Genomic DNA, 20,285 nt, shown 5'->3' with positions numbered 1-20,285 from the left:
GGCAGCTCCTACGAGGGATCTATGTAGGAGCTGCCGCAGGCTGCGATCTTTTGCTTTTAAAGCGGCACATACCGACTCAACAACGCCCGCAACGCCGCCGGTTTCACTGGCTTGGCCAGATAATCCAGTCCCGCCGCATGCACCTGCGCCACCGTTTCCGGACGCCCGTCCGCGCTGATCACCACACCGGGCACTGGCTCGCCCAACGTGGTGCGCAGCCAGGCCATCAACTCGGTGCCGGTATCGCCGTGATCGAGGTGGTAATCCACCAGCGCCAGTTGCGGACGCACGCCATCGTTGAGCAATGCCGCACATTCCTCACGATTGCGCGCCGTCCACACCTGACAGCCCCAGCGGCTCAACAAACTGTTCATGCCAATCAAGATGCTGTCTTCATTGTCGATGCACAGCACCTGCGCGCCGCTGAGCAATTTGCCGTTCAGCTCGGCGGCTGCGCTGACCGGTGCGGTTTGCGTGCGGGCCAGCGGCACGCTGACACTGAACACGCTGCCGCGCCCCGGCCACGAGCGTACACGCAAGGAGTGACCGAGCACGCGACACAAACCATCAGCAATCGCCAAGCCCAGCCCCAGGCCTTTTTCGGCGCGGGTCTGGTGACTGTCGAGGCGTTTGAATTCTTCGAAAATCACCTGCTGCTTGTCTTCCGGAATCCCCGGCCCGCGATCCCAGACTTCCAGACACAATTCTCCGCCACGCCGGCGCACGCCCAGCAACACCGGGCCTTTGGCATAGCGGAACGCGTTGGTCAGGAAGTTTTGCAGAATCCGCCGCAGTAACTTGATGTCGCTGTCGATGCGCAAATGACTGCCACGTACGCGGAACGTCAGGCCTTGCTCCTGTGCCAAGGCCTTGAATTCGGCCCCCAGTGTGTCGAACAGTTCGTTGACCGCAAACGCCTTGCGATCGGGGTTGATCTTTCCGTTTTCCAGACGGGAAATATCCAGCAGGTCGCTGATCAGGTCTTCCGCCGAACGCAGCGAACTGTCCAGATGCTGCACCAGTTTCTGCGCTTCGCTGCTCAAGCCATCGTCTTGATGGGAGAGGGCGGCGGAGAACAGCCGGGCCGCATTCAGCGGTTGCATCAAGTCGTGACTGACCGCCGCGAGAAAACGGGTTTTCGACTGGTTCGCCGACTCGGCGTTGCCCTTGGCTTCGGTCAGCGCGACGTTGAGTTGCGACAGTTCCTGGGTGCGCTCGCTGACCCGTTGTTCCAGGCCTTCGTTGGCCTCGGTCAGCGCCTGTTCGGCTTCGCGGAACGCGGTGATGTCGGTAAAACTCATGACGAATCCGCCGCCCGGCATGGGGTTGCCGATCAGTTCGATCACCCGGCCGTTAGGGAACAGCCGTTCCGAGGTGTGCGCCCGGCCCTGGCGCATCCAGTGCAGGCGCCGGGCCACGTGGACTTCGGCTTCCCCGGGGCCGCACAAACCGCGTTCGGCGTTGTAGCGAATGATGTCAGCAATCGGCCGGCCGAGCCTGATCAAACCTTCCGGGTAGTTGAACAGCTCCAGATAGCGGCGGTTCCACGCCACCAGCTTCAGCGACTGGTCGACCACACTGATGCCTTGGGTGATGTTTTCAATGGCGCCTTGCAGCAGGGCGCGGTTGAACTGCAGCACTTCCGAGGCTTCGTCAGCGATTCGGACGACATCCTCCAGCTGCATTTCCCGACCTTCGATGGCGGCTTTTACCACAGCGCGTGTCGAAGAAGCGCCAAGCACACCGGCCAGCAAGCGCTCAGTGTGGGCGATCCATTCGCCGTCGGCGTTCTGGTTCGGGTTGAAGCCTTTGCCCTGACGATAGGCGAAGCGAATGAAGCTCTGTCGCGCGCGTTCCTCACCGACGAACCGCGCAGCCAGTTGCAGCAAATCGTCGATCTGCACCGCCAGCATTGAGCGTGCGCTCGGTCTTGCACTGATTTCCTGACCGATAAAGCGCCCGGCCTGCCAGTGTTCCGAAACCCGCGTGCGCGACAGCACAGAAACCCACGCGAACAAGGTGAAGTTGCCCGCCAGCGAGAGCACCACGCCTTGCGTCAGCGGGGTGATTGGCAGGTTCAACGGATTGCTGTGCAGCCACGCCAGTCCCGGAAAACTGTTCAGCGACCAGCCAAGGCTGTGTGCGGCAATCGGCAGAATCAGCGTGTAAAACCACAGGAACGTACCGGCAGCGAGCCCTGCGAAAACACCCCGACGGTTGGCCTGTTTCCAATACAACGCGCCGAGCATCGCCGGGGCCAATTGCGTCACGGCCGCAAAGGCAATCTGGCCGATGGTCGCCAGGCTCGCGGTCGAGCCGAGCAGGCGATAGGCGACATAGGCCAGCAACAGAATCACCACGATGCTGACGCGGCGCACCGACAGCATCCACTGGCGGAACACTTCGAACGGGCGCTCGGCATTGTTGCGCCGCAACAGCCATGGCAACAGCATGTCGTTGGAAACCATGGTCGACAACGCCACGCTGGCGACAATCACCATGCCCGTCGCCGCCGACGCGCCGCCGATAAATGCCAGCAGCGCCAGCGCCGGATGGGCTTGCGCCAACGGCAGGCTGATCACAAAAGAGTCGGGCAAGACGTCGCTCGGCAACATCATCTGACCGGCCAAAGCGATCGGGACTACAAACAGCGCGGCCAAAGCCAGGTAGGCCGGGAACACCCATTTGGCCAGACGCAGATCCTGCGGGTCGATGTTCTCCACCACGGTTACATGGAATTGCCGGGGCAGGCAGATGATCGCCATCATCGCCACACCGGTCTGCACCACCATCGACGGCCAATTAATCGTTTCTTTCCAGTACTCCTCGAGGCGTGGCGCGAGCATGGCTTGATTGAACAAATCGTCGAAACCGTCGTACAAACCGTAGGTGACGAAGGCGCCGACGGCGAGAAAGGCGAACAGTTTGACCAGCGATTCGAAGGCAATCGCCAGCACCATGCCACGGTGGTGTTCGGTGGCATCGAGGTTGCGCGTGCCGAAGACAATGGTGAACAGCGCCAGCACCAGCGACACGATCAGCGCGGTGTCCTGGGCGCGAGTGCCCATGGCGTCGGCGCCGGCGCCGATCAGCAGGTTCACACCGAGAACGATGCCTTTGAGTTGCAGGGCGATGTAGGGCAAAACGCCGACCAGGCAGATCAGCGCGACCACCACCGCCAGCGATTGCGATTTGCCGTAGCGCGCGGCGATGAAGTCAGCGATGGAGGTGATGTTCTCCTGTTTGCTGATCATCACCATTTTCTGCAGAACCCACGGCGCGCCCACCAGCAGCAGGATCGGCCCGAGGTAAATCGGCAGGAATGACCACAGTTGTTCAGCCGCCTGGCCAACCGCACCGAAGAATGTCCAACTGGTGCAATAAACCGCCAGCGACAGGCTGTACACCCAGGCGCGCATGCGCGGCGGCAACGGCGCGCTGCGACGGTCGCCGTAAAAGGCGATGGCGAACATGATGGCCATATAGGCCAGGGCGACGGCGGCGATCAGCCCGGTGGACAACGACATGCAACACTCCCGACAGAAGACTCCCCGGCACTCCTGCCCGGGCGGACAGTCTCGCATGCGCGGGGCGGTTAGTCAGTGTCGACCAAGGTCGTGGCGTGGCGGGGTGTCGCAGGTCTGGAACCGGGTGGTTTTTTGCGGTGACCGGTCGGGCCTCATCGCTGGCAAGCCAGCTCCCACATTATTCGCGGCGCCCACAAAATTTGGGTTCACTGGAGATCATTGTGGGAGCTGGCTTGCCAGCGATGGCGTCAGTCCTGCTGCAACGCGATATCAATCAACCTGTGTAGTTCTTCCACTTCGAGTGCCGCCGCCGAAAACAGAATCCGGAACACCACCGGCGCCACCACAAGATTGATCAACCGATCAACACTCGGCGCCGCTTCATCCGGGTGCCGAGCAATGATCGTCTGCAACTGTGCGCCAATAATTATCACGCAATAGCCCGGCGTAGCACTGGCCTGCACATCGCGCATCATGTTGCGTCCGGGCTCGGAACTCATTTCGTCGAGATATTGCTCGGCCCACGCGCGGATATCGCTGCGCAGACTGCCGGTTTCAGCCGGCTCGCTGTCCGGACGCATGCGAGCGAGGGCCACGTCGGCGAGCAGCGCCGCCAGATCGCCCCACCGCCGATAAATCGTCGACGGCGTCACCCCGGCGCGCGCGGCAATTTGCGGCACGGTCACCGTCGAGCGCTCCTGTTCCTGTAGCAGTGCGCGGACTGCCGAGTGAATCGACTCTTGCACCCGGGCGCTGCGACCGCCGGGGCGTAAACCTTCTTTAATAGCCATGCGGCAGACCTTAACACAAAGAATTTGCTTTAAGCGCGAGGGGGTAGCACACTCCGCAAAAGCAAAAAATTAGCTTTTGCGGAGTGTGCACATGGCCAGCCCTTTAGATAACGTCGCTTCCCATCGATCCAGCCTGTGGTTTCTGGCGATTACCTTACTCAGTTTTCTCGCCGCGTCCACGGCGCCGACGCCGCTGTATCACTTGTATCAGGATCAGCTGCATTTCTCGGCAGCGGTGCTAACACTGATCTTCGGCGTTTACGCGCTCAGTCTGCTGGCGGCTCTATTGACCGTCGGCTCGCTGTCCGATCACCTCGGACGCAAACCGGTGATCTTCACCGCCGTGCTGCTCAATGCGCTAGCGATGCTGTTGTTCATCTACGCCGATAGCGTGACGTGGCTGATCAGTGCTCGCGTCCTGCAAGGTTTTGCCACCGGTATGGCCACGGCGGTATTGAGTGCGACGTTGCTCGACACCGATCGCCAGCAAGGCCCGTTGATCAACAGCGTCGCGCCGCTGTTAGGGATGGCGCTGGGTGGCATGGGTTGCGGTTTGCTCGCCGAATTTGCCCCGGCACCGTTGCAGCTGACCTATTGGTGGTTGCTGGCGCTGTTTGTATTGCAGGGCGTGTATGTCTGGCGCCTGCCAGAAAGCGTCTCGCCGCAGGCCGGCGCCTGGGCGTCGCTACGCCCAACGTTGCACGTGCCGGTTCAAGCGCGCTCGACGTTGTGGAAGGTTCTGCCATTGAACACCGCAACGTGGGCACTCGGTGGTTTTTACGCATCGTTGGCGCCGTCACTGGTGCGCACCGCCACCGGTTCAACGTCCAACCTGATCGGCGGCGCGACGGTCGCAACACTGACCGTGACCGGCGCGCTGATGATCTTCACCTTGCGCAATCGCTGCGCCAAACGCGCATTGCAACTGGGCGCAAGCTTGCTGCCGATGGGGTTGGTGCTGATCCTGCTCGGCGTGCACAGCGCCAGTCTGCCGCTGTTTTTCCTCGGCACATTGGTCGCCGGTTGCGGCTTCGGTTCCGGGTTTCTCGGCGCCGTGCGCAGCCTGGTGCCACTGGCCTTGCCCCACGAACGGGCGGGTTTGATGTCGGCGTATTACGTGCTCAGTTATCTGGCGTTCTGCTTGCCGGCGTTGTTGGCCGGGCATCTGTCGCGCAGCTATGGGCTGCTGGCGACCACCGATGGCTATGGTGCGGTGTTGATTGTGTTGGCTGTTGGCGCACTGGTGTTGAGCTTGCGTCCAGCGGCAGTCAAGGCGTGCAGCGCTCCATAATGGCCACGGTTTCGGTTAGCCTTGGCCGGCCATTATTTCAGGGATCGATTCATGAAGATTATTCGCAGCAAGTCCTTCACCGCCGAGCGCGCTTGGGGTGCGCTGGATATCGCCAATATGAACGGCATTACCACGCGCCTGCACTGGACCGATCAGCCGTACAAATGGCACGTCAACGACGGCGAGGAAGTGTTCGTAGTGCTCGATGGTGAGGTAATGATGCATTACCGTGAAAACGGCGAGGAAAAACGGGTGCAGTTAGACGTCGGCGACATTTTCTACGCCTCGGTCGGCACCGAGCATGTCGCCCATCCACAAGGCGTGGCGCGGATTCTGGTGATCGAATCCGAAGGTAGTGTTTGATTGCATATTGGCAAAACAGATAACAGTTAGAGATATTACCCGTTATATAGATATTCGATTCGGTTCTACCATGGACTCAACCTCACCAGAGGACAGGAGTTCGTGATGATTTGCCCCAACACCGCTAAACCCGACATCAAGCCGTTCAGCCAACTTCAGCATCCGCGTGAGGTGATCCGCCAATTCACCCCGAACTGGTTCGCCGCGACCATGGGTACCGGGGTGCTGGCGCTGGCCTTGGCGCAACTGCCGGTTGCAATTCCCGGTTTGCACGCCGTGGCCGAAGGGTTGTGGTTGTTCAACATGCTGTTGTTCACGCTGTTTACAATCGCCTACGCCGCGCGCTGGATTGTATTTTTCGACGAGGCGCGGCGGATTTTCGGCCACTCCACTGTGTCGATGTTCTTCGGCACCATTCCCATGGGCCTGGCGACCATCATTAATGGTTTCTTGGTGTTCGGTCTGCCGCGTTGGGGCGATGGCGTGATTCATCTGGCCGAAGTGCTTTGGTGGATTGATGTGGCGATGTCGCTGGCTTGCGGCGTGTTGATTCCCTACATGATGTTTACCCGCCAGGAACACAGCATCGATCAGATGACGGCGGTTTGGCTGTTACCTGTAGTGGCGGCAGAAGTGGCGGCGGCCAGCGGCGGACTGCTCGCGCCGCACCTGACCGACGCCCACTCGCAATTGGTGGTGCTGACGACGAGCTACGTGCTCTGGGCATTTTCCCTACCCGTCGCGTTCAGCATTCTGACGATCCTTTTGTTGCGCATGGCCTTGCACAAGCTGCCCCACGAAAACATGGCGGCCTCGAGCTGGCTGGCGCTTGGCCCGATCGGGACGGGTGCGTTGGGCATGTTGCTGCTGGGCAGTGATGCGCCGACCATCTTTGCGGCCAACGGTCTGCCGGGTGTCGGCGAAATCGCCTCGGGCCTCGGCCTGGTGGCGGGCATCACCCTGTGGGGGTTCGGCCTGTGGTGGATGTTGATGGCGGTGCTGATCACTGTGCGTTATCTGCGTGACGGCATCCCGTTCAACCTCGGCTGGTGGGGTTTTACCTTTCCGCTGGGCGTGTATTCGCTGGCGACGTTGAAGCTGGCGAGCATCCTGAACCTGACGTTTTTCAGTGTCTTCGGTTCGGCGCTGGTGATGTTACTGGCGGTGATGTGGCTGATTGTCGGCAAGCGCACTGTGCAGGGCGCCTGGCGTGGCGAGCTGTTCGTCTCGCCGTGCATCGCAGGATTGAAGCAATAACCTGAAAAGTTTAGGTTAGGTGTGGCCTGGATCGCGTTTCGAGATTCCAATAGGCAGTACCCCAGGCCTCTCTACCTATTCAAAAAATCAGGAAAACACGGAAGATGAGTCACCCCTCACAGTTCAACCTGCTACGCACCCGGCGCTTCCTGCCGTTCTTTATTACTCAGTCGCTGGGTGCGTTTAACGACAACGTATTTAAACAGTCGCTGATCCTCGCCATTCTCTATCGGCTGACCATCGAAGGTGACCGCTCGATCTGGGTCAACCTGTGCGCGCTGCTGTTTATCCTGCCGTTTTTCCTGTTCTCGGCGCTGGCCGGGCAGTTCGGTGAAAAGTTCGCCAAGGACGCGTTGATCCGTCTGATCAAACTCGCGGAAATCGCCATCATGGCAGTGGGATCCGTCGGTTTCCTGTTCGATCATCTGTCGCTGATGCTGGTGGCGCTGTTCGCCATGGGCACGCACTCGGCGCTGTTCGGGCCGGTGAAGTATTCGATCCTGCCGCAGGCGCTGCGTGAGGATGAGCTGGTCGGTGGCAACGGTCTGGTGGAGATGGGCACGTTTCTGGCGATTCTCGCCGGCACCATTGGCGCCGGGGTGATCATGTCTTCGACTCACTACGCGCCGTTGGTGTCGATCGCCATCGTCGGCATCGCCGTGTTGGGTTTTCTGGCCAGCCGGAGCATTCCGCGCGCGGCGGCATCCTCCCCGGAAATGCGCCTGAACTGGAATATCTTCAGCCAGTCGTGGGCCACGTTGAAACTCGGTCTGGGCCAGACACCGGCTGTGTCGCGCTCGATTGTCGGCAATTCGTGGTTCTGGTTTGTCGGGGCGATTTACCTGACGCAGATACCGGCCTATGCCAAGGAGTGGATGCACGGTGATGAGACCGTGGTCACCCTGATTCTCACGGTGTTCTCGGTCGGCATCGCGCTCGGTTCGATGCTTTGCGAAAAGCTCTCCGGGCGCAAAGTCGAGATCGGTCTGGTGCCGTTCGGCTCGTTCGGTCTGACCGTATTTGGGCTGCTGCTGTGGTGGCATTCCGGCGGAATCCCCGACAGTGTTACCGGCCATAGCTGGATTGAGGTGCTGGGCTTTGTGCACACCTGGGCGGTGCTGGTCGACATCCTCGGCCTCGGGATCTTTGGCGGCTTCTATATTGTGCCGCTGTACGCGCTGATCCAGTCGCGCACCGCCGAGAACGAGCGGGCACGGGTGATTGCGGCCAACAACATTCTCAACGCACTGTTTATGGTGGTCTCGGCGATTGTTTCGATCGTGTTGTTGAGCGTGGTGAAACTGTCGATTCCACAGCTGTTCCTAGTGGTGTCGCTGCTCAACATCGGCGTTAACGCCTACATCTTCAAGATCGTTCCCGAGTTCAGCATGCGTTTCATGATCTGGCTGCTCAGCCATTCCATGTACCGCGTCGAACATCGCAACCTTGACGCGATTCCTGACGAAGGCGCGGCACTGCTGGTGTGCAACCACGTGTCGTTCGTCGACGCCTTGCTGATTGGCGGCGCGGTGCGTCGGCCGATTCGCTTTGTCATGTACTACAAGATCTACAACTTGCCGGTGCTGAACTTTATCTTTCGCACGGCGGGGACCATTCCTATCGCCGGGCGCCAGGAAGACATTCAGATCTACGAAAAGGCCTTCACGCGGATTGCCCAGTATCTGAAAGACGGTGAGCTGGTGTGCATCTTCCCGGAAGGCAAGTTGACGGCAGATGGCGAGATGAATGAGTTCCGGGGCGGGCTGACGCGAATTCTCGAAGAGACGCCGGTGCCGGTGATTCCGCTGGCGTTGCAGGGATTGTGGGGGAGCTTCTTCAGTCGCGATCCGAACAAGGGCTTGTTTCACCGGTTGTGGTCGCGGGTGACGCTGGTGGCGGGTTCGCCAGTCACTGTTGAGGCGGCTGAGCCGGCGAAGTTGCAGGGGTTGGTGGGGGAGTTACGCGGGGCGGTTAGATAACCGCTGATTGAGCAGGCCTCATCGCTGGCAAGCCAGCTCCCACAGTGATCTTCAGTGGACACCTAATTTGTGTACACCACCGAACCTGTGGGAGCTGGCTTGCCAGCGATGGGTCCAGAGGCCTAAGCGCTGACCTTAAGCCCAATCAACCCGGTAATGATCAACGCCACACTGGCCAGCCGAATCAATGCCATCGACTCGCCAAACAGAATGATCCCGGCAATCACGGTGCCCACGGCTCCGACACCGGTCCAGATCGCATACGCCGTGCCCAGCGGCAATTCCTTCATCGCAAGGCCCAGCAAACCAAGGCTGATGGCCATGGCCGCAACGGTCAGAACGGTGGGAAGCGGACGGGTGAAACCGTCGGTGTATTTCAGACCGACGGCCCAGCCCACTTCAAACAGGCCGGCGAAAAACAGAATGATCCAGGACATGAGAGACCTCCATCGATTGACGGGGTCGTCCCCAGATTAATGACTCGATCGAGCCGCAGGGTCGTCCCCGCGTTGCGCGACAGTTTGACCAGCATTAATCCGGGGATCAAGTTTCGGCTCAGTCGGCGGCTTGTTGCGCCGAGGCCTCGCGATCTTCCTTCTCGCTCATGCGTCGGAAGTACGTCGAAAGCAGCGCCCCGGAAATGTTGTGCCACACACTGAACAAGGCACTCGGCACCGCCGCCAATGGCGAAAAGTGCGCACTGGCCAGCGCAGCACCCAGGCCGGAGTTCTGCATGCCGACTTCCAGGGCCAGCGACTTGCGCTGGGCCAGTGGCAGCTTGAACAGACGCCCGGTGAAGTAACCCAGCAGATAACCGAAGCTGTTGTGCAGCATCACCACGGCCATGATCAACAGACCGGATTCGGCGATTTTCGCCTGACTCGCGGCGACTACGGCGGTGACGATGATCACGATGCTGACCACCGACACCAGCGGCAACACATCTACCGCGTGGCGAACTTTGTCACCGAGCAGACGCTGGGCAACCACACCGAGAATGATCGGCAGCAACACCACTTGCAGGATCGACCAGAACAGCTCCATGAACGACACCGGCAACCACGCTGAAGCCAGCAGCCAGATCAGCGCCGGGGTCAGCAACGGGGCGAGGAGGGTGGTAACGGCAGCGATCGCGACCGATAGCGCCAGATCACCGCGAGCCAGCCAGGTCATCACGTTGGACGACGTGCCGCTTGGGCAGCAGCCAACCAGAATCACGCCGACCGCGATTTCCGGTGGCAGATGAAACGCCTGGCAGAGCAACCACGCCACACCGGGCATGATCACGAAATGGGCAACCACGCCCAGCGCCACACGCCACGGATGGCGAGCGACAGCAGCGAAGTCGTCGAGTTTGAGGGTCAGGCCCATGCCGAACATCACCAGGCCCAACAGCGGCACGATCGCGCTTTTGAGGCCGAGGAACCACGCCGGTTGCAGGAAGGCCACGACGGCGAATATCAGAACCCAGTAAGCGAAGGTGTTGCCGACAAAGCGGCTGAGTGCAGCCAGTGCGCGCATGGCCTGGTCCTTATTATTAAATGAACAACACAAATCGAACTGTGGGTGCTGGCTTGCCAGCGATGGCGTTGTATCAGGCAACTTTCAGCCATCTGATGTACCGCTATCGCTGGCAAGCCAGCTCCCACATTTGTACCGGTTCCTTCATTGGGAACTGGTTGGCTTTAGATCCCCTGCGGAGTCTCTTCCCCACCCAGCGCTTCCACCAGCGCCGGGAGGAAGTCGCCAAAGGTCAGCATCATCAGGGTGAAGCTGGCATCCAGCTGACCCAGTGCCTCATCGCCACCGTCCTGCTCCGCTTGATCCTGCAGCAGATCTTCGAACTTCAGGCGTTTGACGGTCATCTTGTCGTCGAGCATGAACGACAGTTTGTCCTGCCAGGCCAGCGACAGTTGAGTGACGACTTTGCCGGTGCTCAGGTGCAGCTGGATTTCTTCGCTGGTCAGATCCTGACGCTTGCACCGCACGATACCGCCATCTTCGTGGGTGTCGCGCAGTTCGCACTCGTCCAGAACATAGAAGTCGTCGGCGGCTTTCTGTGTGGTGACCCAATCGGTCATGACCGCTGTCGGTGCCATTTTCACGGTCAGCGGACGGACGGGCAGGGTGCCAATCACTTCACGCAGGGTCGACAGCAGGTCTTCGGCGCGTTTCGGGCTGGCCGAGTTGACCAGGATCAGCCCCTGCTTCGGCGCGATGGCGGCGAAGGTCGACGAGCGACGGATAAAGGCGCGCGGCAGGAACGCCTGGATGATTTCATCCTTGATCTGATCGCGTTCCTTCTTATAGACCTTGCGCATCTGTTCGGCTTCGATCTCTTCGACCTTTTCCTTGACCGCGTCACGCACGACGCTGCCCGGCAGAATGCGTTCTTCTTTACGCGCGGAAATCAGCAGGAAATCACCGCTGACGTGCACCAATGGAGCATCTTCGCCTTTGCCGAACGGCGCGACGAAACCGTAGGTGGTCAACTCCTGGCTTGCACATGGACGCGCCAGTTTGGTGGCCAGTGCAGTTTCCAGCGCCTCGGCATCGACAGGCAGGTCTTGGGTCAGGCGATAGATAAGCAGGTTTTTGAACCACATGGGGTGAGTCTCTCCTTTATACAAAGGGGGGCATTATTGTCTTCGCCGTCTCATAGGCCAACCCTTCTCTAAGCCTTTGGAAGGCCTGAGAAAATTATTTAAAAAAGTGCTTGCCAGAGGTTGGGTCGCTCCGTAGAATGCGCGCCACACCGAAGCGAAGGGTGATTAGCTCAGCTGGGAGAGCGTCTGCCTTACAAGCAGAATGTCGGCGGTTCGATCCCGTCATCACCCACCATTCGTTTAAAGTGTTTAGCGCAGCGGTAGTTCAGTCGGTTAGAATACCGGCCTGTCACGCCGGGGGTCGCGGGTTCGAGTCCCGTCCGCTGCGCCATATTCGGTAACCTGGACCACTGAACGCCAGGTCACCACGGAAAAACCCGCCAAGGCGGGTTTTTTTCTGCTCCAAGGTTGTACCCGCGGGATGTGTCGTTTTACCGGTTTTCGGATTTATTTGAAAAAAACCTCAATTAAATCAACACTTTACGAAAACTTGTGGCATAATGCGTCCCGTAACGAAGCGAAGCAAAGGGTGATTAGCTCAGCTGGGAGAGCGTCTGCCTTACAAGCAGAATGTCGGCGGTTCGATCCCGTCATCACCCACCATTCGTTTCAAGCGTTTCGCGCAGCGGTAGTTCAGTCGGTTAGAATACCGGCCTGTCACGCCGGGGGTCGCGGGTTCGAGTCCCGTCCGCTGCGCCATATTCGGAATCTGGAACACTGAACGCCAGACTCCACAGAAAGCCCGCCTAGTGCGGGCTTTTTGCTGTCTGCGATTTGAGAAATCACCTGAACCCCTGTAGGAGCTGCGGTACGCTGCGATCTTTTGATCTTGCTTTTCTAAGATCAAAAGATCGCATGCACTCGACAGCTCCTACAGGGCATTCCGGCTATGCCGATAATCACTCACCGCCTCATACACGGCTTTGCGCAGACGGTTGATCCCGCCAATCGGCCGGTGCGCTTCAATGCCGAACCACGGATTGAACGAAAGGTTGTCGCACGCAAGATTCAACGCAGGCGTATCGAAGTCCTGTGGCGGCAGTGTGATCCGCGCCACGGTCTCGAAAGGTGAGTCCTGCTCACGCCATTCAATACTGGTGTCTTCGATCGGCATGTACCGGTTCGCATCTTGACGCTGGATCTGCAGGACAAAACACGCCGGCACTCGATCCGCCGACAACTGCTGACTAAGAGCGCTGCGCAGGAAGTTCGGCAAATCTTGATTCTGTTTCGGCAAGGCGTAGGCCGGGCAACTGTCCGGATCCGGCATCACCCGAAACTTTGCATTGGCCTTCCCGAATTTGTAGGGCGAGACCGAAAAGTAGGTCGTCCCCGTCGGACTGTCTGGCGGCGGCGACAGCGTGGCTAAGGCAATAAACAAATGGCGGATCTGCCAAGTGCGTGGATCCCAGCCCGGAAAAAACGCCATGACCTTTTTGCCGTCAGCCTGAGCGGCCACATTCTGACGGTACTCGGCGACATCGCTGACAAAGAAGTTCGGGTGGCTGAACATGACGAAATCCTGTTCACGCCGCTGCGCACGTTCGCCAAACAGCTGTTTACCCGGCACGTCGAGCAATTTGATCGCCATGCCACGGGCGTCGCGAATGCTGTCGAATTGCGGGTAAGCGTTGCCATTGGACAAGCGAATGATCGCTTGCCAGGTTTTTCCCGGTTCGCTGAAAACGCCCTGTCGCAACGACTGCGCCAACTGAGGCAAGACCTGGACCTCAGCCTTTACACAGCCGTGGGCCTTGGCATGCGCGTCGCGCAAATACCGCGTGGGTTCGCGATGTTGATCGACGATGCGCACAGCGGTCTGGATCACGTCCTGCGTCATCGCCGCCTCGCCAGGTGGAATCTGCTCGATGGCCGACACCGGCCCGCGCTGTTGCCAGGCAAACCACGCGGTGGCGACAGCCCAGCCGAGCAGGCCGATGGTGAGCAGTATCAACAGCGTTTTGCCGAGTAAACGCCCGAGCCACAACCAGATTCGGGCGAGCAGTGGCAGTTCTTTCTTGAAGGTTGGCAGGATCATGGCAATTGCGCCTCCAGTGGGCCGCCGAGAACTTTCAGGTATTCCAACAACGCCCAGCGTTCCTCCGGTTGCAGCAGTCGGCCGATGACGCCGTTACCGCGCTCGCCGGCGCGGAATTCATGACCGCTGTTGTGGTTGCCGCTGATCCGCGTATCGAACAGAAAGCCATTGGGGAAAGCTTCGGTGCGATAACCCAGATGCCGTGGTTCGTATTCGAACGTGCCTTTATAGAAGGTGGTTGGGCGTTCATCCTGGGGTGAGAGCAACTGGTAAATAGTCGGCACCGAACCGTTGTGCAGAAACGGTGCAGTGGCCCAGACGCCCGCCAATGGGCGCGCCTTGTAGGCGACTTTTTCGCGCACGCCGATTGGCAGGCCAAAGCCATCGAGGTCTGGCTTTTCTTCCGGCGTAACCTTGGCTTCGCGGTAGGCGCGGTTTTCGACGAATGCGGTGACGTAAGCCAGCCCCTTGGCGACTGATAGCTGGCTCAGAACCAGCGGTTCTTTGGGCTCTGGATGCAGCTTGACGTCCATATTCTTCAGTTCTTGCAAATCCCATTGCAGGGCCGTCAGATCAAAGCGGTGATTCGCGATATTGGTGGCTGCATTCGGATCGGTGCCAATGACGTCAACGGGTAGCATGTGCAGGTGCTGCACCCAGCGCTCGCCCTCCTGGGTTGTCCGCGGGACGTGGCATCCGGCGCAGTTCTCGCTGAACAGCATGCGACCTTTGGCGGCCAGGGGTTTATCGATAGCGCCCAGTAGATCTTCCGGCCAGGCGGGCGGCTTGAGTTTTTGCAAGGTTTCTTCAATCTTGTGCAGATCACGCACGCGCACGCTGGAGGCGTAACGCGCATCGCCTTGCAGTGGCTGGCCGTTGCTGTCGAAGAAACTCAGGGTAGCGCCGACGCCCAATGCCTCACCGATATTGCGCGCCATCGGCTGCTGGGCCGAGCCGTTCCATTGCACCCAGTCAAACGTCCACATATCCCACAGTTGCGGGTAGTCCACCGGCGCATTGGCCACGCGGTAGTTGGCAGGGGAGATCGCATCACCGAACGTCGCATTGGCAATCCTCCCGAACGCGTCGGTACGGCCGGGACCTTCTTCAGTCGGGTAGAGGCCGCGGTGGGTATCGTTCCAGGCGACTTTCAGGAAGGTGTCGAGCGAGGTCTTGAAGTCTTTGCGCAGTTGCTCGTGACGCGCGTCGTACTCATCACCGAGCACGTTTCGGGCGAAGCGTTCGAATTTCCATGGATTGAAGTAGGTTGAGGTCAGACTGGCGACCAATGCCTGTCCGAAACTGCCACCGCGCAATGTAGGAACGCTGGAAGGCAACACATGCTGCGCCGCGCCGCCATCCACGCGTATGGCTTGGCCTTTGAAGTGCAATTCGCCGGTGTGGCAAGCCGCACAAGTTATGTCCAGATATTGCTCGGAGCTGCCAGGATTCTGATGTCGGGCAAAGCCGACAGGCAGGTTGCCGGGATTGTTCGCCGTGGCTTTCTGTTGCGGATCGACGAGAAAGCCGAAACGGGCAAGGTAGTCGGGAGCGGCGAATCGCTGCTCGGAGAACGGCAACTCCAGCGCCTGAAACCACTCATAGCGCAAGCCTTTGACCTGCGTGCCCTGCGGCGTGAAATAGTAGGTTTGCCGTTCTTCTTCACTCCACTGATTCAGGTAATGCACCTGCTGGGCGGGGGTGTAGAAGGGCAATTTCGGGTTGGCGACGTAGTACAGAATCACTGCCAGGACGAGTCCCAGCAGCACCACGATCAGGGTGAGCACACGGAATAAGAGGCGCAAGATAAACATCCTTGTCGAATTGTTGCGCTGTTATGCCTGAGCCGGACCATGCTGGGCAAGTGGCCATTACGCCAGATGGTGTGGGAAGGCTTGTCAGGCACAGATGACAGAAGCTTCATCGTGCCTTTGCCCAAATGCGTTTTAATCCCTGAACTTATCGGAAGATTCCTGCTCTCATGCCGGTAGCCATTGGTCGTGGCGGCCTGATAAGCTCGCGGCTTTACTCGATTGCCCTTTCGGCGCATGAACAAGGAAATAGCATGAAACAGCATCGGTTGGCGGCGGCGGTTGCCCTGGTTAGCCTGGTCCTCGCGGGTTGTGATTCGCAGACCAGCGTAGAGCTGAAAACCCCGGCGCAAAAAGCTTCCTACGGTATCGGCCTGAATATGGGCAAGAGCCTTGCTCAGGAAGGCATGGATGATCTGGACTCCAAAGCGGTAGCCCAGGGCATCGAAGATGCCGTCGGCAAGAAAGAACAGAAGCTGAAAGATGAAGAACTGGTCGAAGCCTTCGCCGCGCTGCAAAAGCGTGCTGAAGAGCGCATGGCCAAGATGAGCGAAGAGTCGGCAACCGCCGGCAAGAAATTCCTCGAAGAAAACGGCAAGAAGGCAGGTGTAACGACGACTGCTTCCGGCCTGCAATACGAAGTAGTCAAGAAAGCCGACGGCCCACAGCCTAAGCCTACCGACGTAGTGACCGTTCACTACACCGGCAAGCTGACCAACGGCACCGTATTCGACAGCTCCGTCGAGCGCGGCAGCCCGATCGATCTGCCGGTTAGCGGCGTGATCCCGGGTTGGGTCGAAGGCCTGCAACTGATGCACGTTGGCGAGAAGTACAAACTGTACATCCCTAGCGATCTGGCTTACGGCGCTCAGTCGCCAAGCCCGGCAATCCCGGCCAACTCGGTTCTGGTCTTCGACCTGGAACTGCTGGCCATCAAGGATCCAGCCAAAGAAGACGCCGCTGCCGCCAAGTAATCGGCCTCGGTTTCAACAACAGCGCCTCGCTTATGCGGGGCGTTGTTGCATCTGGAGGTTGGCAAGGGTAAACAGAGCGAACCGATGCGGGTCCCGGGAGTCATAGCTTTGAGGCTGCCCGCACTAGACGCCCTGAGCCGCCAAGTCAATGAAATATTGGGGTTTTTTATGTGAGTAAAAAACGCCCGATCTGAGCGCAGCCCTTATAAAACGGGGCTCTCAGCGCTGAAATGCAGCTCTGTTCACAAGGTTATCCACAATTTGTGTGGATAACATTTCAACGGGAGGAATAGATGAAGGCTCCGTGGAATTTCGCTCGATTCCTGCCCCTGGCCGGCCGATTGCTCGCTCGTGGACGTTTACCGACCTTGCTGTTTGCCGTAGCCAGCAAAGGTGCCGCGCAAGGCAATCGCCTCGGCAAACTCAAAGATGATCTTCGTCTGCTGCAGGCATTGTGCCTGGCTTACTGGCGTGGCGAGTACCGGGCCATCAGTGGCAAAGCGCTGGTCTCGGTGGTGGCGGGGTTGATGTATTTCCTTAGTCCGGTCGATGCCATTCCGGATTTCATCCCGGTATTTGGCATGCTCGACGACATTGCCGTTCTCGCCTGGCTGATGAAAACCCTTGATGATGAACTCAACGCCTTCCGCATCTGGCGCAACCGCCAGCAGCCGGAAAAACTCGCTGTGGTCGAACGCCTGCCCGATACCCCTGAACAACTTCAACTTCAGGGCCCGAAAAAGCCCTGATTGTTGTAGTCCCTTTCGCAGATAGATGCCCCCGCGACCTTAGCCGCTGTTAGGATTACACTTCTAGGGAAAAGTGCCGACTCGCTAAGTGTTGTTGTCCTACGGGGTAGTCATGGATATTCAGATAATTGCACGCGATGGCGAACCCGAATACGCGGTTCTGCCTTGGGCTCAATATCAGGCTCTACTGAAAGCAGCAGGTCTCAACGAAACACCGTCGCGCCCGGCCCCAGCGCCTGTCGCGACATCATCAGACCCGATTCTTCCAGGTCTGGATCAACTACGCAGTTTGCGCGAAGGGAAGGGCATCGCCATCGAGGCGCTGGCCCGCACGGTAGGCATCAGCCCGTCTTATCTGGCCATGATCGAAAGTGGCGAGCGTCAGCCCGACGCCGCGATTCGCCGCAGCCTGGCCTGGGAGTTGACGGTGCCAGGTTGGAGGGATGAATCGTGAGCGTACGCATCAGTCGTCAACATTGGGATGGATTGCTGGGGGAACTGGACCAGGCGCGGCGCCAGCGCCATCTGCTGACCTACCGCGCGTTGCTCGAACGCCTGCAATTGCCGACGCCGGCGATGCAGACGCTGACCGCAGCGCTAGAGCATCTGGCCGCGCTGGACGCCAAGGCCGAGCAACCGTTGCGCAGTTCGCTGGTCATCAGCCAAGGCGCCAGTCGCCTGCCGCGTACCGGTTTTTTTGAATGTGTCGAACGTCTGGGGCGTTTCTCCGGGCCGTCCGATGGTGTCGCCGCCGCCTCCTGGCATGCGTCGGAAGTTGTCCGGGTTTTTGAATATAAGTACCCGGAATCGGCGGAGGCCTGAGTGTTTCTCCGACTCAAGGCGCGGGCCAGTTACTGGTTGGCCCGCCGGCTGTTTCACTGGTCGTGGTTTGTCCGCCAGCCGCGTGGCTGGCGCTGGCTCGAAGGTCAGTTTGCGCGCATGGCCAACTTGGGCGATGTCGGGGCGCAAAGCTTTTATGGGCACATCCTGACGTTTCGCGGGGTTGGCTTGGGCGCACGTGAGGAAGGTGTGCGTCTGTTGCGGCTGGCCGCCTTGGCCGGTGATGGCAAAGCGGCTTATCAAGTCGGCGTGATCAGCCTCAAAGGCACGCCCAGCAAAGCACCTGATCCTGTTGAAGCCGCACGTTGGTGGGGAATGGCGGCAAAGGCCGGGCATCCATTGGCCGAGCTTAAGTTGAAAGAGCTGAACCTGCGCGACGCTGAGCCATAAATGCTCTGTGGGCTAAACAAATTGCCGGATGTTTTATAAACGTGGCGTGAGGGAAACCTCACGCCACGTTTGCGTTTTCATGTGTCTGTTTTGTTGTGAGCTTTTTTTTACAGATTAATCCTACAGTCATCACCTACTTGCCTGACTTCTTTTCTGATTAATCCCCCGCACAGTTCCCGCGCCTAATTTTTGCGCGAGGGAACGCTCATGTTTGACCCGCTTATTCAGTCCACTCCGCACACTCGCGTGCGCTGATGGAAGCCGTCACCCGTATCGAGCAAGAACTCGACAGCTTTCCCGACACCCTCAGTCTTTATCGCGAGCAGCTCAAGCATTGGGCCAGCCGCACAGCGGACAAGGTTAGTCACGCGGCGGATCTGCCATCGCTGATGGGCATGGAGCGGATCATCCGCTTCGGTGACAGCAGTACTGCCGTCAGCAGCAGCGATGACGAATTCTTCTCCAGCGTCGTCCAGTGCCCACAGAGCGGCTCGATGCTGATCGAGAGCAGATTCGAATCGGTCTACGACATTCCGCTGGGCAACATCGTGGTCGATGTAATCGCCATGGACGGTGGCCAAACGACTCCCATCACTCTGGATGCGCAAGGCAAAGGCTCATTCACAGGAACAGCCGGCAAGTTCTATCGCGTGCTGGTGCACAACAAAGTCACCAGCGGTCAGGTCGATGATTTGTTCACTGCCTATGACGGCCTGACAGCAGAACTGGATGGCTGGTTGCGCAGTGAATGGCAGGGTTTCAAGCCGCAGTGGTCGCATTCGGTGGCGACCGCAGCCGGCAATGGCATGTTGGCCGGGAGCTGGGCGGCCATCGAAGGCGTGTGGGACAGCCTTGGTCTGCTTTCGGACATTCTCAAGGACCCCGGGGCGTTTGCCGAGCGATTGGGCGAGGGTGCCACGCAGTTGATGGCGCTCGCTGCGACGGCCCCCGACGTCATGGAAAAGCTGCAATTGCTGGTCAGCGACGAAGCGGCTCTCTGTTTACTGCTACGCACTGCAAGCCTCTGGCTGGAGATGTTGCCGCCCAGCGAGATCGCCGGGAAAACCGCTGAGGCGGCGTCGATGGTGATCGTTCAGGTGCTGATCGACGTGTTGATCGGCGTGGTTCTGACGTTCGTCGGAGCGGGCGCAGGGATTGCTTACCTGACGCTGCGCCTGGCAGATCGCGCAGCGCAATTGCTGTCAGCGGTGAAGCGCTTGGTGAAGGCGATGTTTGGCATCGTCGAGGGGTTCATCAAATACGTTGATCAATACAAATCGGTCGCCGCCCGTGGCATCGCCGCCGGCGTGAAAAAGGGCCGAATGCAGCTGCGTTGGGATGCCCAACGCAATGCCTCGTTAAAGAAAGACGAACACCACGACGACGCCTCTGATCAAGCGAAAAACCCCAACGGCGACAGCGCCGATTGCGCGCTACTGACCTGCACCAACGGTTGTCCGGTGTCGATGGTCACTGGCGAGGAACTGCTGACCCTGACCGATGCGGTGCTCGATGGCGTACTGCCGTTCGAGTTCACCCGCCTGTATCGCAGCAGCGCGGTCGAGATCGATGTCGGGTTGGGCTTTGGCTGGAGCCATTCGCTGGCGCATCGCTTGGTTTTCGAGGGCGATTTTGTTGTCTGGATCGACCATGAGAACCGTCGCACGCG

Annotated in this window: 17 protein-coding genes and 4 tRNA genes; 14 read left to right on the top strand and 7 right to left on the bottom strand. The window is 59.2% G+C overall.

Annotation, left to right across the window (positions count from 1 at the left end; translation table 11 throughout):
• Window positions 1–56: 56 nt before the first annotated feature.
• Together EJA71_RS19525 and EJA71_RS19520 are read right to left on the bottom strand one after the other, a co-directional pair.
• Window positions 57–3,527, bottom strand: a complete 3,471-nt coding sequence (locus tag EJA71_RS19525; RefSeq protein WP_158959245.1) for a PAS domain-containing hybrid sensor histidine kinase/response regulator — start codon at window positions 3,525–3,527, stop codon at window positions 57–59.
• A gap of 248 nt (window positions 3,528–3,775) precedes the next feature.
• On the bottom strand, window positions 3,776–4,318 hold the full coding sequence (locus tag EJA71_RS19520) for a TetR/AcrR family transcriptional regulator (protein WP_158959244.1): 543 nt from the start codon (window positions 4,316–4,318) through the stop codon (window positions 3,776–3,778).
• Window positions 4,319–4,409: 91 nt separating this feature from the next.
• Here EJA71_RS19520 and EJA71_RS19515 point away from each other — a divergent pair, with 91 nt between their 5' ends.
• From EJA71_RS19515 to EJA71_RS19500, 4 genes are all read left to right on the top strand, one after another.
• Window positions 4,410–5,609 (top strand): MFS transporter, encoded by a 1,200-nt coding sequence (locus EJA71_RS19515; RefSeq protein WP_158959243.1) that lies wholly within the window; start codon window positions 4,410–4,412, stop codon window positions 5,607–5,609.
• Between the two features lie 51 nt (window positions 5,610–5,660).
• Window positions 5,661–5,972: a cupin domain-containing protein gene (locus EJA71_RS19510; RefSeq protein ID WP_158959242.1), complete on the top strand. Its 312-nt coding sequence runs from the start codon at window positions 5,661–5,663 to the stop codon at window positions 5,970–5,972.
• Between the two features lie 105 nt (window positions 5,973–6,077).
• A complete protein-coding gene (locus EJA71_RS19505; RefSeq protein ID WP_158959241.1) occupies window positions 6,078–7,229 on the top strand; it encodes a TDT family transporter in 1,152 nt (383 codons plus the stop codon).
• Window positions 7,230–7,333: 104 nt separating this feature from the next.
• Complete coding sequence (locus EJA71_RS19500; protein WP_158959240.1) at window positions 7,334–9,208, top strand: MFS transporter; 1,875 nt, start codon at window positions 7,334–7,336, stop codon at window positions 9,206–9,208.
• 122 nt (window positions 9,209–9,330) lie between these two features.
• Here EJA71_RS19500 and sugE read toward each other — a convergent pair whose 3' ends face one another.
• The 3 genes from sugE to rdgC all read right to left on the bottom strand — a co-directional run bounded on the left by sugE (window position 9,331) and on the right by rdgC (window position 11,814).
• On the bottom strand, window positions 9,331–9,645 hold the full coding sequence (gene sugE, locus EJA71_RS19495; protein WP_003223093.1) for a quaternary ammonium compound efflux SMR transporter SugE: 315 nt from the start codon (window positions 9,643–9,645) through the stop codon (window positions 9,331–9,333).
• 118 nt (window positions 9,646–9,763) lie between these two features.
• Entirely contained in the window at window positions 9,764–10,729 is a 966-nt protein-coding gene (locus tag EJA71_RS19490) for a bile acid:sodium symporter family protein (protein ID WP_158959239.1), read from the bottom strand.
• Between the two features lie 164 nt (window positions 10,730–10,893).
• Window positions 10,894–11,814, bottom strand: a complete 921-nt coding sequence (rdgC, locus tag EJA71_RS19485; protein ID WP_064390914.1) for a recombination-associated protein RdgC — start codon at window positions 11,812–11,814, stop codon at window positions 10,894–10,896.
• 159 nt (window positions 11,815–11,973) lie between these two features.
• Between rdgC and EJA71_RS19480 the strand changes: the two genes are divergently transcribed.
• The 4 genes from EJA71_RS19480 to EJA71_RS19465 all read left to right on the top strand — a co-directional run bounded on the left by EJA71_RS19480 (window position 11,974) and on the right by EJA71_RS19465 (window position 12,513).
• Window positions 11,974–12,049 (top strand) — tRNA-Val (locus EJA71_RS19480).
• A 19-nt stretch (window positions 12,050–12,068) separates the two neighbouring features.
• A tRNA-Asp gene (locus EJA71_RS19475) sits at window positions 12,069–12,145 on the top strand.
• Window positions 12,146–12,341: 196 nt separating this feature from the next.
• A tRNA-Val gene (locus tag EJA71_RS19470) sits at window positions 12,342–12,417 on the top strand.
• A gap of 19 nt (window positions 12,418–12,436) precedes the next feature.
• A tRNA-Asp gene (locus EJA71_RS19465) sits at window positions 12,437–12,513 on the top strand.
• Between the two features lie 172 nt (window positions 12,514–12,685).
• Here EJA71_RS19465 and EJA71_RS19460 read toward each other — a convergent pair.
• On the bottom strand, window positions 12,686–13,852 hold the full coding sequence (locus EJA71_RS19460) for a catalase family protein (protein ID WP_158959238.1): 1,167 nt from the start codon (window positions 13,850–13,852) through the stop codon (window positions 12,686–12,688).
• Complete coding sequence (locus EJA71_RS19455; protein ID WP_158959237.1) at window positions 13,849–15,657, bottom strand: di-heme-cytochrome C peroxidase; 1,809 nt, start codon at window positions 15,655–15,657, stop codon at window positions 13,849–13,851. The genes EJA71_RS19460 and EJA71_RS19455 overlap by 4 nt, the downstream gene beginning before the upstream one ends.
• A gap of 260 nt (window positions 15,658–15,917) precedes the next feature.
• Between EJA71_RS19455 and EJA71_RS19450 the strand changes: the two genes are divergently transcribed.
• From EJA71_RS19450 to EJA71_RS19425, 6 genes are all read left to right on the top strand, one after another.
• Complete coding sequence (locus EJA71_RS19450; RefSeq protein ID WP_008077889.1) at window positions 15,918–16,637, top strand: FKBP-type peptidyl-prolyl cis-trans isomerase; 720 nt, start codon at window positions 15,918–15,920, stop codon at window positions 16,635–16,637.
• A gap of 293 nt (window positions 16,638–16,930) precedes the next feature.
• A complete protein-coding gene (locus tag EJA71_RS19445) occupies window positions 16,931–17,386 on the top strand; it encodes a YkvA family protein (protein WP_064390910.1) in 456 nt (151 codons plus the stop codon).
• Between the two features lie 112 nt (window positions 17,387–17,498).
• Window positions 17,499–17,840 (top strand): helix-turn-helix transcriptional regulator, encoded by a 342-nt coding sequence (locus EJA71_RS19440; RefSeq protein ID WP_064390909.1) that lies wholly within the window; start codon window positions 17,499–17,501, stop codon window positions 17,838–17,840.
• Complete coding sequence (locus tag EJA71_RS19435; RefSeq protein WP_158959236.1) at window positions 17,837–18,208, top strand: hypothetical protein; 372 nt, start codon at window positions 17,837–17,839, stop codon at window positions 18,206–18,208. Before EJA71_RS19440 ends, EJA71_RS19435 begins: the two co-directional genes overlap by 4 nt.
• Entirely contained in the window at window positions 18,209–18,616 is a 408-nt protein-coding gene (locus EJA71_RS19430; protein WP_158959235.1) for an SEL1-like repeat protein, read from the top strand.
• A gap of 254 nt (window positions 18,617–18,870) precedes the next feature.
• On the top strand, window positions 18,871–20,285 hold a 1,415-nt coding region (locus EJA71_RS19425; protein ID WP_256671778.1), incomplete at its 3' end, for a DUF6531 domain-containing protein.

It is taken from the genome of Pseudomonas sp. PB106 (assembly GCF_009764645.1).
GTDB lineage: Bacteria > Pseudomonadota > Gammaproteobacteria > Pseudomonadales > Pseudomonadaceae > Aquipseudomonas.
Note: the sequence above shows the minus strand (reverse complement) of the source record. Positions and strands in the feature narration are given on the sequence as shown.